At 75.0% G+C, this 15,893-nt stretch carries 14 protein-coding genes; 11 read left to right on the plus strand and 3 right to left on the minus strand.

The window, feature by feature from the left end; genetic code table 11:
* Window positions 1-148: 148 nt before the first annotated feature.
* The 9 genes from OG618_RS12700 to OG618_RS12740 all read left to right on the plus strand — a co-directional run bounded on the left by OG618_RS12700 (window position 149) and on the right by OG618_RS12740 (window position 11,758).
* Window positions 149-838 (plus strand): TetR family transcriptional regulator, encoded by a 690-nt coding sequence (locus OG618_RS12700; RefSeq protein ID WP_329487480.1) that lies wholly within the window; start codon window positions 149-151, stop codon window positions 836-838.
* Between the two features lie 110 nt (window positions 839-948).
* Window positions 949-2,250: a sensor histidine kinase gene (locus OG618_RS12705; protein WP_329487481.1), complete on the plus strand. Its 1,302-nt coding sequence runs from the start codon at window positions 949-951 to the stop codon at window positions 2,248-2,250.
* Window positions 2,247-2,921, plus strand: coding sequence for a response regulator transcription factor (locus OG618_RS12710; protein ID WP_329487482.1), 675 nt, complete (start codon window positions 2,247-2,249; stop codon window positions 2,919-2,921). The genes OG618_RS12705 and OG618_RS12710 overlap by 4 nt, the downstream gene beginning before the upstream one ends.
* A 143-nt stretch (window positions 2,922-3,064) precedes the next feature.
* Complete coding sequence (locus OG618_RS12715) at window positions 3,065-4,213, plus strand: alpha/beta hydrolase (protein ID WP_329487483.1); 1,149 nt, start codon at window positions 3,065-3,067, stop codon at window positions 4,211-4,213.
* A gap of 28 nt (window positions 4,214-4,241) precedes the next feature.
* Window positions 4,242-5,468, plus strand: coding sequence for an acyltransferase family protein (locus OG618_RS12720; RefSeq protein ID WP_329487484.1), 1,227 nt, complete (start codon window positions 4,242-4,244; stop codon window positions 5,466-5,468).
* A 223-nt stretch (window positions 5,469-5,691) separates the two neighbouring features.
* Window positions 5,692-7,641, plus strand: coding sequence for a galactose oxidase-like domain-containing protein (locus OG618_RS12725; protein ID WP_329487485.1), 1,950 nt, complete (start codon window positions 5,692-5,694; stop codon window positions 7,639-7,641).
* Window positions 7,642-7,677: 36 nt separating this feature from the next.
* Entirely contained in the window at window positions 7,678-9,969 is a 2,292-nt protein-coding gene (locus OG618_RS12730) for a Dyp-type peroxidase (RefSeq protein ID WP_329487486.1), read from the plus strand.
* A 72-nt stretch (window positions 9,970-10,041) separates the two neighbouring features.
* A complete protein-coding gene (locus OG618_RS12735) occupies window positions 10,042-10,389 on the plus strand; it encodes an MmcQ/YjbR family DNA-binding protein (protein WP_329487489.1) in 348 nt (115 codons plus the stop codon).
* Between the two features lie 157 nt (window positions 10,390-10,546).
* Window positions 10,547-11,758: an alpha/beta hydrolase gene (locus OG618_RS12740; RefSeq protein WP_329487490.1), complete on the plus strand. Its 1,212-nt coding sequence runs from the start codon at window positions 10,547-10,549 to the stop codon at window positions 11,756-11,758.
* A 22-nt stretch (window positions 11,759-11,780) separates the two neighbouring features.
* Here the strand turns inward: OG618_RS12740 and OG618_RS12745 are convergent, their stop codons facing one another.
* Complete coding sequence (locus OG618_RS12745; RefSeq protein ID WP_329487491.1) at window positions 11,781-12,752, minus strand: helix-turn-helix transcriptional regulator; 972 nt, start codon at window positions 12,750-12,752, stop codon at window positions 11,781-11,783.
* Between the two features lie 101 nt (window positions 12,753-12,853).
* On the opposite strand from OG618_RS12745, the gene OG618_RS12750 reads away from it, so the two are divergent.
* Entirely contained in the window at window positions 12,854-13,432 is a 579-nt protein-coding gene (locus tag OG618_RS12750; RefSeq protein WP_329487492.1) for a TIGR03086 family metal-binding protein, read from the plus strand.
* 48 nt (window positions 13,433-13,480) lie between these two features.
* Here OG618_RS12750 and OG618_RS12755 read toward each other — a convergent pair whose 3' ends face one another.
* On the minus strand, window positions 13,481-13,990 hold the full coding sequence (locus tag OG618_RS12755) for a MerR family transcriptional regulator (protein WP_329487494.1): 510 nt from the start codon (window positions 13,988-13,990) through the stop codon (window positions 13,481-13,483).
* A 120-nt stretch (window positions 13,991-14,110) separates the two neighbouring features.
* On the opposite strand from OG618_RS12755, the gene OG618_RS12760 reads away from it, so the two are divergent.
* A complete protein-coding gene (locus tag OG618_RS12760) occupies window positions 14,111-14,944 on the plus strand; it encodes a serine hydrolase domain-containing protein (RefSeq protein ID WP_329487495.1) in 834 nt (277 codons plus the stop codon).
* 41 nt (window positions 14,945-14,985) lie between these two features.
* Here the strand turns inward: OG618_RS12760 and OG618_RS12765 are convergent, their stop codons facing one another.
* The gene (locus tag OG618_RS12765; RefSeq protein ID WP_329487497.1) at window positions 14,986-15,762 is read right to left on the minus strand and encodes a pirin family protein; all 777 of its coding nucleotides are present in this window, start codon (window positions 15,760-15,762) and stop codon (window positions 14,986-14,988) included.
* Window positions 15,763-15,893: the final 131 nt, after the last annotated feature.

The raw sequence follows: 15,893 nt of genomic DNA on the forward strand, positions 1-15,893 counted from the left end.
ACCCGGCCTGGGGGCGCCACGCTCCGGAGATTATGTCAGCAACTGACATTTGGCAAACTCTGCCTTGTTGCGGGGACTGACATTTGTCAGGCCGCTACAGTTGTGCACCAGTACCCCCCTCCGCCTCGCCGTCCGGAAGGCCCCCGCCATGGCCGCTCAGCGCTCGCCCCTCGCCACCGCCCCGGCCCTCCGGCCGGCCGAGGGCGCCGGTCCCGGCCTGCGCGAGCGCAAGAAGCAGCGCACCCGGGACGCCCTGATCGAGGCCGCCCACCGGCTCTTCCTCAGCCAGGGGTTCGCCGGCACGACGGTGGACGAGATCGCCGCCGCCGTCGACGTCTCGCAGCGCACCTTCTTCCGCTACTTCGCCAACAAGGACGAGGTCGCCCTCGCCGTCATGGCCGACGCCGAGGACTACTTCATCGACCGGCTGCGGGCCCGCCCCGCCGAGGAGAACCCGCTGCAGGCACTGCGGGCCGCGATCGTCGAGTCCTGGCACGACCTCGGCTCCCGGCACCGGACCGGCCCGGGCTCGGTGACCAGCGCGCTGGAACTGATGCAGATGATCGAGGACACCCCCACACTGCTCGCCGCCCACCTGCGCCGGGTCACCGAGCAGGAGCGGGTGGTGGTCCAGGTACTGGCGGCCCGCGAGGGCCTCGACCCGGCCGAGGACCTGCGCCCCACCGTGATGGCCGCGGTCTTCGGCAGCGTGCTGCGCGCGGCCCACCTGTCCTGGAGCGCCGACCACGAGGCGTCCGGCCTGGAGGGCATGATCGCGCTGATCACCCGTCACTTCGACCAGCTCGGCCCCGCCCTGGCCGGCGACTGGCGGCACTAGCACCCCGTCCGGGAGCGGCCCCGGCGGCCACCGGGTCATACCGGAGTACTACGGCGGAGTCCGGTCCCCGGTCCGACGCCCGTCGGCACGGGCCGCCCTAGGCTGACGGGATGATCGATCCGCCCACCGGGCCGGCCCGGGGCGGCCTGCTCCCCGGTCTGCTCGCCCCGCTCGCCCGCCCGTCCACCGACCACACCCCGCTGCTGGCCCACGCCGCCGCCCGCTGGGCCCGCTGGCTGCCGTACGTCCTCGCGCTGGCCGCGATCAGCTCCCTGCTGCCCAGCGCGACCAACGTCCTGGCCACCGACTACGGCCTCAACGTCGGCCTCGCGGCGGCCCTCTCGATCGCCCAGACCGTGCCGCTGCTGCTCGCCGTGAGCCGCCCGCTGCCCGCCTGGTGGATGATCGGCGCCGCCGACCTGCTGACCTCCCTGCTGATCCTCACCACCGGCCGGGACACCTCCTCCTCCTGGCCGTGGCCGGCCCCCGGCGTGGTCGGCTACCTGCTGCTGATGCTGCCGCTCGCGCTGCGCGAACGGCGCCGCACCCTGCTCTCCGTCTGGCTGGCCACCACCGCCACGAGCCTCGCGCTGTCGCTGCTCGGCATCCGCGCGGACGTCGGCAGCGACAACAGCCTGCTCGCGGTGGCCCTGACCGGGGCCGTCCTGGTCCTGGGCGGCGCCCTTCGGGAACGGGCCGAGGCCCAGCGGCTGCTCGCCGAGCAGGAGCACATCAGCGAGGCCGAGCGCGAGCGCCGCACCCTGCTGGAGGAGCGCGCCCGGATCGCCCGCGAGCTGCACGACGTGGTCGCCCACCACATGTCGGTGATCGCCGTCCAGGCCGCCAGCGCCCCGTACCGGATCGCCGGCGTGCCGCCCGAGGCGGCCGAGGAGTTCGGCGCCATCGCCGGCACCGCCCGCGACTCGCTGTCCGAGATGCGGCGGCTGCTCGGGGTGCTGCGCAGCGAGGAGTCCGGCACCGAGAAGGCGCCCCAGCCCGGGATCGCGCAACTGGCCCAGCTGGTCGAGACGGTCGGCCGGGCCGGGGTGCCGGCCGAGCTGGCGGTGCTCCCGGAGCTGGTCGACGCCCTGCCGCAGGCCGTCGACCTCTCCGTCTACCGGATCGTCCAGGAGGCGCTGGCCAACGTCGTCCGGCACGCGCCCGGCGCCGAGGCCTGGGTGTCGCTGGCCGTCGACGGCCCGGCCCTGCTGGTCACCGTGGTGAACGGGGCCCCGCCCGCGCGCGCCGAGTCGCTGGAGGCCGCCGCCGAGGGCACCGGTCACGGGCTGGTCGGCATGCGGGAACGGGTGCGGCTGCTGGATGGGAAGCTGGACACCGGCCCGCTGCCCGACGGCGGCTTCAAGGTGGCCGCCGTCCTGCCGATCGACACCCCCCGGGAGCCCGCCGCATGACCATCCGCGTGATCATCGTCGACGACCAGGCGATGGTGCGGGCGGGCTTCGCCGCCCTGCTCGGCGTCCAGAGCGACATCGACGTGGTGGGCGACGCGGCGGACGGCGCGCAGGCCCTGGAGGTCTGCGGCCGCACCCACCCCGACGTCGTGCTGATGGACGTCCGGATGCCCGTGATGGACGGCCTGGAGGCGGCCCGCCGGCTGCTCGACCCGGCCGTCCCCGGGGCCCACCGGCCGAAGGTGCTGATGCTGACCACCTTCGACGTGGACGACTACGTGTACGAGGCGCTGCGGGCCGGGGCCAGCGGCTTCCTGCTCAAGGACGCGCCCCCCGCCGACCTGATCGCCGCGGTGCGGGTGGTGGCGGCCGGCGACGCGCTGCTCGCCCCCTCGGTCACCCGCCGGCTGATCGAGGACTTCGCCCGGACCAGGCCGGCCCGGCGCCGCGACCCCAAGCTGCGGCTGAACGGCCTGACCCCCCGGGAGACCGAGGTGCTGGAGATGATCGCCCGCGGCCTGTCCAACCAGGAGATCGCCGCCGGCCTGGTGCTCGCCGAACAGACCGTCAAGACCCACATCGGCCGGATCCTCGCCAAGCTCGACCTGCGCGATCGCGCCCAGGCGGTGGTCCTGGCCTACGAGTCCGGCCTGGTGACGCCGGGTCAGTGAGCGGCCCGGCCCCGGCCGGTCCCGTTCCCCTCCTGCTACCCGGGTAGTACCCGGGAGTTGGCCCCGCGGAGTGACGTCCGCGGGGCCGCCGCGTTTCTACCTTCCTCTCCGTCGACACCCGACGGACAAGGGAGAACACGCACATGCGGCAGCCTCGCACCGAGCACCGACCCCGGCCCCGGCGCTTCGCCCGCACGGTCGCCGCCGCCGCGGTCGCCCTGGCCGCCGTACTGGGCGCCGGGGGCTGGGCCTGCGACACCCAGCACCCGGTCACCGGCCCACCGCCCGGCACCGCCGGCTGGGTCGCCGACACCACCCTCGGCCTCCGGCTGCCCGACCCGGCCACCGCCTCCCCCGCCGCGGTGGCCGCCTTCTTCGCCGAACTGCCGACCGCCCGTCAGGACGCGCTGGCCGTCCGCCACCCGCTTGTGGTCGGCAACCTCGACGGCGCCCCCGTCGGCCTCCGCTACCGGGCCAACGCCCTGGCCCTGGCCGAGGAGCGCGGCCGCGAACTCGCCCGCGCCGCCGACCCGGCGCTCACCCCTCAGGACCGCAGCACCGCCCGCGAACGCGCCGAGCGCTACCGCACCCTGCTGGACGGCGACCGGCGGATCCTCGCCTTCGACCCGCGCGGACGCGGCCAGGTCGCCGAAGTCCTCGGCGACCTGGCCACCGCACCCCGGACGGCCGTCGTCGTGCCCGGCTCGGACATCGACCTGCGGAGCTTCGACCGGCCCACCGACCCGTACGGCACCCCGGCCGGGATGGCCCGCGCCCTGTACGAGGCCACCGGCCGGCAGACCGCCGTGATCGCCTGGGCCGGCTACACCACTCCGGTCGGCCTCGGCCCGGACGCCGCCACCGAGACCCTCGCCCGGGCCGGCGCCCGGCGGCTCACCCGGCTGCTGGACGGGCTCGCCGTCACCACCCGGCCGGCCGCGCCCGCCACGGTGTTCTGCCACAGCTACGGCTCGGTGGTCTGCGGCCTGGCCCGCCCCGGGCCGGAGCAGGCCGCCGCCCTGGTGGTGCTCGGCTCCCCCGGCATGGGCGTCGGCTCGGCCGCCGACCTCGACCCCCGGGTGCCGCTCTGGGCCACCCGGCGCAACGGCTCCGACTGGATCGGCGACGTGCCCAACGTCTCGCTCCTCGGCCTCGGCCACGGCGCCGATCCGACCGGTCCCGCGTTCGGCGCCCGCCCGCTGCCCGCCACCGGATCCCACGGCCACACCGGCTACTTCACCCCGGGCACCGCCTCGCTCGCCGCCTACGCCGCCCTCGCGCTCGGCCGCTGAGCCCCACCACCTCCCGAGGAGCAACGCCATGCCCCACCCGCTGACCGCCCTGCGCCGCGCCGCGCACCAGGTCGACACCCGCACCCCCGAGACCCGCGACCGCGCCCTGGACGGGCTGCGCGCCCTCGCCCTGCTCGCCGTCCCCGTCGGCCACTGGCTGCTCGGCGGCTTCACCCTCTCCGCCGACGGCGCCCTGCACAACGCCAGCCCGCTCGGCTCGCTCGGCTTCCTCGCCCCGGCCAGCTGGGTGCTCCAGATGCTCGGGGTGTTCTTCCTGGTCGGTGGCCACTCCTCGGTCCGCTCGCTGGAGCGGGCCCGCGCCCGCGGGGTCGGCCACGCCGGCTGGCTGCGGGCCCGCTCGGTGCGGCTGCTGCGCCCGGTCCTCGGGGTGGCGGCCGTCTGGGCGCTGCTGATCCCGGTGCTGGGCCGACTCGGCGTCCCCGGCGACACCGTCCGGACCGGCTCGGTGCTGGTGGTGCAGCCGCTCTGGTACATCGGCGTCTACCTGGGGCTGACCGCGCTGACCCCGCTCTGCGTAACCGCCGCCCGGCGGCTGCGCGGCTGGTCGGCGGGCGTCCTGGCGGCCGTGGTCGCGGTGGTCGACCTGCTGCGCTACGGCCCGTGGGCGGACGCGGTGCCGTCCTGGGTCGGGCTGCTGAACATCCTGCCGGGCTGGCTCTTCGGCTATCAGCTGGGCGTGCTCTGGGCCCACGGGCGGCTCGGCCGTCCGGCCGCGCGCCTGCTGCTGCTCGGCGGCGCCGCGCTGTTCACCGCGCTGCTGCTGGTCTTCCACTACCCCGCCAGCATGGTCGGCGTGCCCGGCGCCGGGCGGACCAACTCGCACCCGCCGTCCCTGCTGGTCCTGGCGCTGGCGGCGGTGCAGATCGGCGCCGCGGTGCTGCTGCGCGAGCGGCTCGGCCGGCTGCTGCGCCGCCCGATGCTCTGGCTGCCGGTGGTGGCGGTCAACCTCTCGGCGATGACGATCTTCTGCTGGCACCAGAGCGCGATGCTGGCCGTCGCGGTACCGGGCGCGGCCGTCCTCGGCACCGTGCCCGGCCTGACCGGCGCCCCGGACTCGCTGGCCTGGGCGGCCGCCCGGGTGGCGCTGCTACCGCTGTTCGGCGCCGTCCTGGTCGCGATCGGGTGGTTCACCCGCCGCTTCGACGGCCCCTGGACGGCGTTCTCCCGCCCCTGGAAGACGGTGGCCGGCGCCGCCGCGGCGCTGTTCGCCGCGTACGCGCTGGGCGTGGTGTGAGCCGGTCGGCGCAGCCGGGGAACTGACGGGGCGTGAGCCGCACACGGGGGCCCACGCCCCGTCCGTCGGCGACACGCACCCGGCCGGGGATGGATCCGCATGCGAACCGACACGCACTGTGATGTCCTGTGGCGGTCGGCGACGGTCGGTCTTCCCCGCCCGCCCACGGCCGGGCCGTCCGCACCCGCCGGCTTCTCCCCCACACCCCCTTCCGAGGAGTCCCATGTCCCTGTCCCGACCACGGCCGAGATCCGGCCGCCGGCTCGCCTCCGTCGCCACCGCCGTCGTCTGCGCGCTGACCACCGGCACCGTCCTGACCGCCGCCACCCCCGCCGTCGCCCTGGTCCTCGCCCACGGCGGCGGCCACGACGAGGCCGCGGTCCCGGCCGACACCGCCCCGCACATCACCGCGCCCCGGGTGCTGGCCGAGATGCGCGACGACGAGGTCGCCGCGCTCGGCCCGGAGCACGCCGAGGAGCACGCCCGGATGCGCGCGGCCGTCCGCGGCGTCGGCGACTACCCGCAGACCACCCGGACCAACCGGCTGAAGGCGCTGACGGACTCCCAGACCGCCGCCAACGCCGGCTTCGACCCGGCGACCTTCGGCGCGTTCAAGGCGTACTTCCCCTCCCCCGACTTCGGCGACCACATCGCCCTGCTGCCGACCGGCAAGGTGCTGCTGTTCTCCTTCGAACGGATCGAGACCAACCCGGAGAAGGAGCCGGCCCCCACCCAGACCATCGGCCGGGAGAACGCCGGCCGGGCCTTCCTCTGGGACCCGGCCAAGGGCACCGGCACCGCCGCCTTCAAGCAGGTCACGCCGCCGGTCGTCGACATGCCGGACGGCCTCGGCCAGGAGCGCCCGGCGCCGTTCTTCTGCGCCGGGCACTCCTACCTGCCCAACGGCATGCTGGGCGTCTTCGGCGGCAACCTGGGCGGCAACGGCGGCACCGGCGCCAAGCTCTCGCTGATCTTCGACCCGTGGACCGAGGCCTGGACCCGCAACCCCGACATGTCGGTCGGCCGCTGGTACCCCTCGGTGGTCACCGGCGCCGACGGCCGGCAGCTGATCATGTCCGGCCAGTCCGAGCTCGGCTGGGGCACCCCGACCCCGGTCGTCGAGCGCTTCCCCGCCAAGGGCCACCCGGTGCCGCACCTGAAGACCGAGACGCCGAGGAACACCCCGGTGGACCGGTTCAAGGCGGACGCGCCGTTCACCCTGGACTACCCGCACCTGTTCTCGCTCAACGACGGCAACATCTACGGCTTCGGCCGCCAGGCCGCCGAGCAGTGGAAGTTCGACCCGGTCAACGAGACCCGCAGCGACCTGACCGCCCGCCCGGACGGCCGCAAGCGCAACTACGGCTCGGCCGTCATGCTGCCCGGCGGCGTCAACGGCCCGGACTCCGCGCTCGTCCTCGGCGGGGACCGCGACAACCCGAGCACCCTGCGCTTCTCCAACGGCAGTTGGACCGCCGAGAAGTCCCGCGCCTTCGGCCGCACCCAGGACGACACCATCCTGCTGCCCGACGGCAAGCTGATGACCGTCAACGGCGCCTACGACATCCGGGACTACGGCAACGGCCCCTACAACCCGAACGCCGACCTCAAGTACCGCCAGGTCGAACTCCGCGACGACCAGGGCAACTGGAAGCTCGGCCCGGTCCAGCGGCTGCCGCGCGGCTACCACTCCAACGCCGTCGTGCTGCCCGACGGACGGGTCATGGTGACCGGCGACGAGCTGCAGCAGATCGCCAACAACCCGGACATCGACGGCACGGTGAGCGGCATCCCCGGCACGACCGGACCCGTCACCATGAACGGCACCATCGAGATCTACGAGCCCGCCTACCTGCACCAGGCCGACCGCCCCTCGCTCGACCGGGGGCCCACCTCCCCGGTCGGCTACGACAAGAAGTTCCTGGTCACCACCTCGACCCCGGAACGGGCCGCCAAGGCCGTCCTGCTGGCGCCGACCACCGCCACCCACTCGGTCAACACCAGCCAGCGCCAGATCGAACTGCGGCTCAGCAGCCGGGCCGGAAACCGGCTGGAGTTCCAGGCGCCGCCGGACGCCAAGGCCGCGCCCCCCGGCTGGTACATGCTCTTCCTGCTCAACGACAAGGGCGTGCCCAGCGTCGCGCAGTGGGTGCAGCTCGGCTCCCCGGCCTGATCCCGGCCTCCCCCACCCACCCCACGGAGGAACCCCATGGCAACGGATCTGAGACTGCGCCGGAGCGAGGAGATCCAGGGCGACATCGTCGCCGGCTTCAAGAAGGACAACGTCACCCTGCTGTTCCTGAAGTTCGAGGACGCCGCCAGGGCCCGCGACTGGCTGCGCGCGGTCGCCCCGCAGATCGCCACCACCCGGCAGGTCGCCGAGTTCAACGCGGCGTTCAGCGAGGCCCGCAAGAGCTCGGGCGGCGACGACCCCAAGACCCTCAAGGCCACCTGGCTGGGCCTCAGCCTCACCTACGAGGGCATGCGCCAGCTCTCCGCCACCGACCCGTTCGAACAGGCCCCGCCGGTCGGCAGCGGCCTGGAGGCGTTCAAGGAGGGCTCGGCCAAGCGGGCCGGCGCGCTCGGTGACACCGGCGACAACTCCCCGGAGAACTGGCTCTTCGGCAACGGCAGGAACCAGCAGGTGCACGCCGTGCTGACGATCGCCTCGGACACCGAGCAGGACCTCGCCGCCACCGTCACCGCCCAGCGCGAGGCGGCCGCCGAGGCGAAGATCGTCACCATCTTCCAGCAGAACGCCAAGACCCTGCTCGGCAGCCGCCGCGGCAAGGAGCACTTCGGCTTCAAGGACGGCATCAGCGAGCCCGGCGTCCGCTTCTTCGACCCGCCGAACCCGGCGAACGAGGAGGAGGTCGAGGGCCACCCGGGCACCCGGATCATTCCGGCCGGCGAGTTCGTCGTCGGCGAGCAGCCCGCCCCCGGCAGCTTCACCGACTTCCCCGCGTGGGCCCGCGACGGCTCCTTCCAGGTCGTCCGCCGGCTCTCCCAGGACGTCCCCGGCTGGTGGTCGCAGGTCTCGGTCAAGCTGAAGGAGCTCAAGCAGGCCAAGGCCGTCCCGGACACCGCCACCGCCGAGTGGCTGGCCGCCCGGCTGGTCGGCCGCTGGCGCTCCGGGGCGCCGGTCTGCAAGCACCAGGACCGCGACGTCCCGAACGACCCGAAGGCGTCCTCGGACAACGACTTCGACTTCCGGGACGACCTGGAGGGCCTGGTCACCCCGCTCTTCTCGCACCTGCGCAAGTCCAGCCCGCGGGCCGGGCTGCAGGCCCCCGACCCGAGCCGGCCGCCGTTCGACGCCAAGGAGCTCGACGGCCGGCGGATCATGCGGCGCGGCGCGCCCTACGGGTTCCCGTTCGACCCGGCCTCCGAGGGCCCCGGCGGGCCCGACGACCCGCGCGGCCTGCTCTTCGTCTGCTACCAGGCCGACATCGCCCGGCAGTTCGAGTTCATCCAGGCCGACTGGATCGACCAGCCGGACTTCCCGCCCGGCCGCAACCCCGTCCCCGGCAAGGACCCGGTGATCACCGAGGCCGACGACGTCGACTTCGAGAGCCGCGGCCCGGACGGCGCGATCAAGCACACCCCGCTGCACTTCCAGCAGTTCGTGCAGACCCAGGGCTCGGTGTACGCCTTCGCGCCGTCCATCAGCACCCTCAAGGCGCTCGCCGAGGGGCGACTCACCGGGCAGTCGCAGGGCCGGCAGGGCGGCCAGACCTCCTCGCGGCAGGACAGGGGCTACCCGTGCGACGACTTCGTCGCCGTCCCGGACCAGTGGCGCAAGGGCGGCCGGAGCCAGTTCTGGGCGTTCCACGGCCCGCAGTGCCGCCGGATCGCGGTCGAGGACGGCGCCGCGCACACCGACCACCCGGTCGAGCGCGACGCCGCGCTGACCACCTGGCCCTGCCTGCGGGGGGTCGAGCGGATCGACTGCGTCCTGCCGATGGCCGATCTGCAGAACCCGGCCGGCAAGAGCTGGTACTGGGTGTTCCACACCACCGGCGGCCGGCAGCAGTACCGGTCCGTCTCGATCACCTGCGGCGGCGGGACGCACACCGACGCCCTGGAGCGCCCGGACCGCGGCCTCTCGGCCTGGAACTCGCTCGTCGGCGTCGAGCGGATGGACTGCTTCCTCCCGGTGCCCGACCAGCAGCGGGTCGGCGGCAAGAGCTGGTACTGGGCGTTCCACACCACCGGCGGCCGCCAGCGGTACCGGCTGATCTCGGTGGCGGACGGCGCCGCGCACACCGACGTCTGCGAGCGCACCGACCGTGAACTCTCGCGGTGGAGTTCGCTGGACGGCATCACCGAGGTGGACTGCTTCCTGCCGGTGCCCGACGTCCAGCGGGTCGGCGGCCGCAGCGAGTACTGGGTGTTCCACGGCGAGAACTACCGCAAGATCTCGGTGGCCGACGGCAGCGGCCACCCGGACCGCAAGATCGCCGACGACCGCTCGTGCGACGGCTGGACCTCCCTGGTCTGAGCCGGTCACCGCGCCCCCGCCCGTGACGCGTGCCGGGGGCGCGGTGTCGGTCCACTGCCCTACGCTGCCGCCATGGTGACGTTCGATGAGTTCCGCGCGATGGCGCTCGCCCTGCCGGAGGCCGTGCAGCAGCCGACCTGGGAGATCGAGACCCTGCGGGTCCGCACGAAGATCTTCGCGATGGGCTCGCCGGACGGCACCGGCGTCAGCGTCAAGGCCTCCCCGGAGGACCAGAGCGAGCTGCTCGCCGCCGCGCCCGAGGTGTTCTCCTACCCCCCGTACGTCGGGCGGCACGGCTGGGTCGGTGTCCGGCTCGACCTGGTCGACCCGGAGGAGCTGCGCGAGCTGCTCACCGAGGCCTGGCGCCGCACCGCTCCCAAGCGCATGGTCAGGGAGTTCGACGCGGCGCAGGACCGGTGACGCCGAAAGGACACCGCCGGTTCATGTGATCCATCCCACAGTTTGAGCGGGCCCGACACCGCGCCACGCCCCCTACGCTTACCCAGGGAAGTTGGCAGTCGTACCACCTCCGGGCCCCGCCCGCAGAACGGTCACGGGCCCCTAGGGAGTTGACGCGATGCGCCGTCGGCGGTGGAAGCGTGTACTGATCGGTGCCTTCGCCGGATGCGCCGTGCTGGCCGACGCCGGCGCCGCCGCGGCCCAGGCCGCCGCGTCCACCGAGCAGTTGGCGATCTCCACTCCCCCGGCCGGCAGCGCCGCCTGGGTCGAGGACCACTCCTTCGACCGCACCCTGCCCGATCCGGCCCTCACCACGCCGGCCGCCGCCGCCGACTTCTTCGCCTCGCTGGCGCCCACCGAGCTGGACCGGCTGATCCAGGACTACCCGCTGGTCGTCGGCAACTTCGACGGCGCCCCGGTCGAGCTGCGCTACCGCGCCAACCGGATCGCCCTCACCGCCGAGCGGGACCGCGCCCGGGCCCGCGCCGCCGACCGGACCCTCGACTCCGACCTGCGCGCGCTCGCCGTCTCCCGCGCCAACGACGTCGAGCACCTGCTCGCCCCCGAGCGCCAGGTGCTCGCCTTCGACCCGCGCGGCCGCGGCCTGGTCAGCGAGGTCTGGGGGGACCTCACCGACGCCGACCGGATCTCCGTCCTCGTGCCCGGCTCCGACGCCGACCTCGGCCACTTCGACCAGGCCGCCGACCCGCTGCGCTCCCCCGCCGGGATGGCCCGCGCGCTGTACGCCGAGGAGCGGCGGCAGTCGCCCGGCACCCGGACCGCGGTGATCGCCTGGACCGGCTACGTCACGCCCTCCGGCCTCGGCCCGGACGCCGTCACCTCCCGGCTCGCCGACGTCGGCGCGCCCCGGCTGGAGCGGCTGCTCGCCGGCCTCAAGGAGACCACCCGGCCCGACGCGCCGCCGTCGCTGCTCTGCCACTCCTACGGCTCGGTGGTCTGCGGCACCGCCGCCCCCGAGATCCCCCGGGCGGCCGCCTCGCCGTCCGACACCTCCGGGATCACCGACCTGATGGTGTTCGGCAGCCCGGGCATGGGCGTGCAGAGCACCTCCGAACTGGGCGCCGGCGTACACGTCTGGGCCACCCGCAACGGCAGCGACTGGATCGGCAACGTGCCGTACCTGGAGGTCGGCGGGCTCGGCCACGGCGCCGACCCGACCTCGGCCGAGTTCGGCGCCGAGCAGATCTCCTCGGCCCGCTCCTCCGGCCACAACGGCTACTTCACCGAGGGCACCGACAGCCTGCACAACTTCGCGGCCATCTCGCTCGGCCACTACGAGGACGTGGTCCGGCCCGCTCCCGAGGCCTGACGGCCGCTCGGCCCCACCCCGGTCACTCCTGGTAGAGCCGGACCGCCTCGACGGCGGCCCGGGCCAGCTCCCGCCGGGCGGCCGGCGGCGCGAGCACCTCGGCGTCCGGCCCGAAGGAGAGCAGCGCGCGGACGGCCGGCAGCGCCGGGAAGCCCATCGCCAGCTCGACCCACTCGTCCGGGGCGCCCGCGCCCGACTCCGGCGGCGGCGCGGTGAGCCGGCTGCCGTGGATCCGGACGAACAGGTCCAGCCGCCCGCGCCGCACCCGGACCTTCACCAGCACCTCCTTCGGCAGCCGCTCCACCTGCTCGCGCAGCACCGCCCACACCTCGCCGAGCCCCAGCCCCGGGCGCCGGCGCACCGGCTCCTCGGTGGCCTCGGCCGCCAGCACCCGGTCGGCCCGGAACAGCCGGGGCTCACCGCGCAGATCGGCCACCAGGTACCAGACGGCGGCCTTGCTCACCAGGCCGTAGGGGTCGACGGTGTACTCGGCCGGGGCCGGCGCGCCGCTGTGCCGGTAGCGCAGCCGCAGCCGGCGGTCGGCGAAGACGGCGTACTGCAGCTCGCCGAGGTCGGGCCCGGCGGGTGCGCCGGCCTGGAGCCAGCGGGCCGGGTCCACCAGGATCCGCTCGCTGATCCGCTCGGCGGCCGGGCGGTGCGGGGCGGGCAGCGCGGCCATCACCTTGCGCAGCGCGGAGCCGAGCGCGCCGTCCAGCCCGAGATCGCTGTGCGCGCCCTGGGCGGAGAGCACGAACAGCGCCCGGGCCTCGTCGGCGGTCAGGCCGCTGACGTCGGTGCGGTACCCGGGCAGCAGGGCGATCCCGCCGTGCCGGCCCCGCTCGGTGTACACCGGGACGCCGGCCGACGAGAGCGCCTCGACGTCGCGGTAGATGGTGCGGACCGACACCTCCAGGCGCTCGGCCAGTTCGGTGGCGGACACCAGGCCGCGGGTCTGGAGCAACAGCAGGATCGAGAGCAGGCGGTCGGCCTTCATGGCACGAGGGTTCCAGAAACCCTGACGGCGGTTGTCAGGTTTTACCGGGAGATTGCCTCCCGAGAGCCGAAACCCCTTCCACTCGACGGAGCCGATCACCGATGGACACCACCCAGGACCCCCGCCCGCAGTACCTGCTCGCGCTCGGCCAGCTGGAGAAGCTGATCGCCGAGGTGACCCCGGAGGCGCTGGACCGCCCCACCCCGTGCCCCGAGTACGACCTGCGACAGCTGCTCAGCCACGTGGTCGGCGGCGTGCACCGGCTCGCCTACATCGGCGAGGGCGGCCGGGCGGAGGACGTCGTGGCGGCCACCGGCGAGCTGGCCGACGACGCCTGGCCGGCCGCCCTCGACCGGGCCCGCGCCCGGGCCGTCGCCGCCTGGGCGGACGACGCGAAGCTGGACCGCCCCGCCGTCGCCCCCTGGGGCGAGGTGCCCGGCCGGGCCGCGCTGGGCGGCTACGTGATGGAGACGGTCACGCACTCCTGGGACATCGCCCGAGCGCTCGGCAGCCGGCTCGCCCTGGACGAGCGGTTGGCGCTGACCGCGCTGGCGGTCGCCGAGGCCGTGCTGTCACCCGAGTACCGCGGCGGCCCGGTGCCGTTCGCCGCCGTGCAGCCCGTGCCGGACGGCGCCGACACCTACACCCGGCTGGCCGCCTGGACGGGCCGCGCGGTCTGAACCCCCGCACCGGGCGGGCGGTTCGCGGCCGGTGCGGGCAGGGGCGGATCAGGCGCTCCGCTTCCTCCCCCGCGGGCCGTCCGCCGGGTCCGGGGCGTCCTCGGGGGCGCCGCGGTCGGCGATCATTCCGGCGTACAGGTCGATCTTGTAGTCGATGACGGCGAGGGTGGCGTGCAGGTCGGCGATCCGCTGCCGGACCTCCTCGCGGTGGGCGAGCAGCAGCCCGCGCCGGTCCTCCAGGGTCCGCTCGCCGCGGCGGGCCAGCTCCACGTACCGGAGCATGTCGGCGACCGTCATGCCGGTCAGCCGGAGCCGGCCGAGGAAGGCCAGCCGGTGCAGGTCGGCGTCGCAGTAGCGGCGCTGGCCGGAGGCGGAGCGGTCGACCGGGTCGAGCAGGCCGATCCGCTCGTACCAGCGCAGGGTGTGGGCGGTCAGTCCGCTGGCCGCCGCCACCTCGCTGATCGTGTGCCGAGGAGTCCGGTTCGGCTCGCCGACCGGTGTGCTGAACACCTCGGAGCAGGTCCGCAGGTCGACGGCGACCGGTGCGAGTGTGGCCATGATCGGTACCCCCAGTGGTGAACGATGACGACGACGCTAGTGAGTTGGAGTGCACTCCAGGCAAGCCTGCCACCCGGGTGACCCGGCACCCGCCGTCGGCCGCCCGTTAGAGTCGGCGCCATGGAGAGCTTGCGGATGATCGAGACCTGGCCGGTGCCCAACGCCGCGGCGGCGGTGGTGCGGGGCGCGGACGGCGCGGTCCTGGGCGGGCACGGCCCGCGGCAGCACCTGTTCCCGCTCGCGTCGGTGACCAAGCTGCTCACCTCGTACGCGGTGCTGGTCGCGGTCGAGGAGGGCGTCTTCGAGCTGGACGACCCGGCCGGGCCGGCCGGCTCGACCGTCCGCCACCTGCTGGCGCACACCTCCGGGCTGGCCTTCGACGAGCACCGGGTGATGGCCGCGCCGGGCAACCGCCGGCTCTACTCCAACGCCGGGTTCGACGTCCTGGCGCGGACCCTCCAGGAGGCCTCGGGCATCGAGTTCGGCCGCTACGCCGCCGAGGCCGTGTTCGAACCGCTCGGGATGCACTCCACGCTGATCAACACCGCGCACAAGTCCCCGGCCGGCGCCGGCGGCCTCTCCACGGTGGCGGACCTCTCGCTGTTCGCGGCCGAGCTGCAGTCGCCCAAGCTGCTGGACCCGTCCACCCTGCGCGCGGCCACCCGCGAGGTCGCCTTCCCCGGGACGAGCGGCGTGCTGCCCGGCTTCGGCCACCGCCGGCCGAACGACTGGGGCCTCGGCTTCGAGATCCGGGACGGCAAGGCGCCGCACTGGACGGGCACCGCCAACTCCCCCGCCACCTTCGGCCACTTCGGCCAGTCCGGCACCTTCCTCTGGGTGGACCCGGAAGCCGGCGTGGCCTGCGTCGCGCTCACCGACCGGGACTTCGGGCCGTGGGCCGCCGAGGTCTGGCCGGCGCTCGGCGACGCGGTGCTGGCCGAGCTGCGCGGCTGAGCCCGGCGGGCCCGGTCGGCGGCGCGCCGACCGGGCCGCCCTCAGCCGTACGAGACCGGCGAGTGCATCTCCCAGAGCAGCAGGACGGCGCCGTCCTGGCCCGCCGTCGGGTCGGCGAAGGCCTCGCCGGTGATCCGCACGCTGTCGCCGGGCACCATCGAGCGGCCGCCGCCCTGCGGTCCGGGTACCGTCCTGAAGCCCAGCGAGCCGGCCGTCAGATGGGCGTACCGCCAGGCGGCGGGCGGGAGCGCGGGCAGCGGCTGCCAGGGGTCGGCGGTCACCAGCCAGAGCGCGGCGTCGCGGCGGCGCAGCCGCAGGGCGTCCGTCCCGGCGTCCCGCGCCAGCCCGGAGGCGAGCAGCGTCAACCCGCCGTCCGCCGGTTCCACCCGGCGCAGCCCGTACGCCGGCGGCGCGTCGAAGACGTCCGGCTGGAGCCACATCTGGACGAAGCGGACCGGCCCGTCGGCGCCGCCGACGTTGCGCTCGGTGTGGCTGACGCCGGAGCCCGCGCCGAGGTACTGGAGCATCCCGGGGCGGACCACCCCGCTGTGGCCCCGGGAGTCCCGGTGGGCCAGCGCGCCCTCCAGGACCCAGGTGAGGATCTCGGTGTCCCGGTGCTTGTGCTCCTCGAACCCCGCCCCGGGGGCGAGCAGTTCCTCGTTGCAGGCGAGCAGCGCGCCGAAGTGCGTGTTCTTCGGGTCGTAGTGGCCCGAGAAGGAGAACGCGTGTCTGGTCTCGATGCCCTCGGCCGGGGTGGAGCGGTAGCGCTCGGCGGTGCGGCGCAGGTCGGCGCGGGGGCGGGCGGGGGCGTCGGTCACGGGCTTCACCGTAGCGTGGTCCGCGGCCGGTTCGCGGGCACCGCGGCCCCGGCGGCGGCGCTCCCCGGCGGGCCCGGTGGCCGGGGCGGGGCCGGCGCGCGACGCCCGCCGTCGTGCCGCTCCGCCGGGGG

Source organism: Kitasatospora sp. NBC_01246 (assembly GCF_036226505.1).
In the GTDB taxonomy this organism is placed as follows: Bacteria; Actinomycetota; Actinomycetes; order Streptomycetales; family Streptomycetaceae; genus Kitasatospora.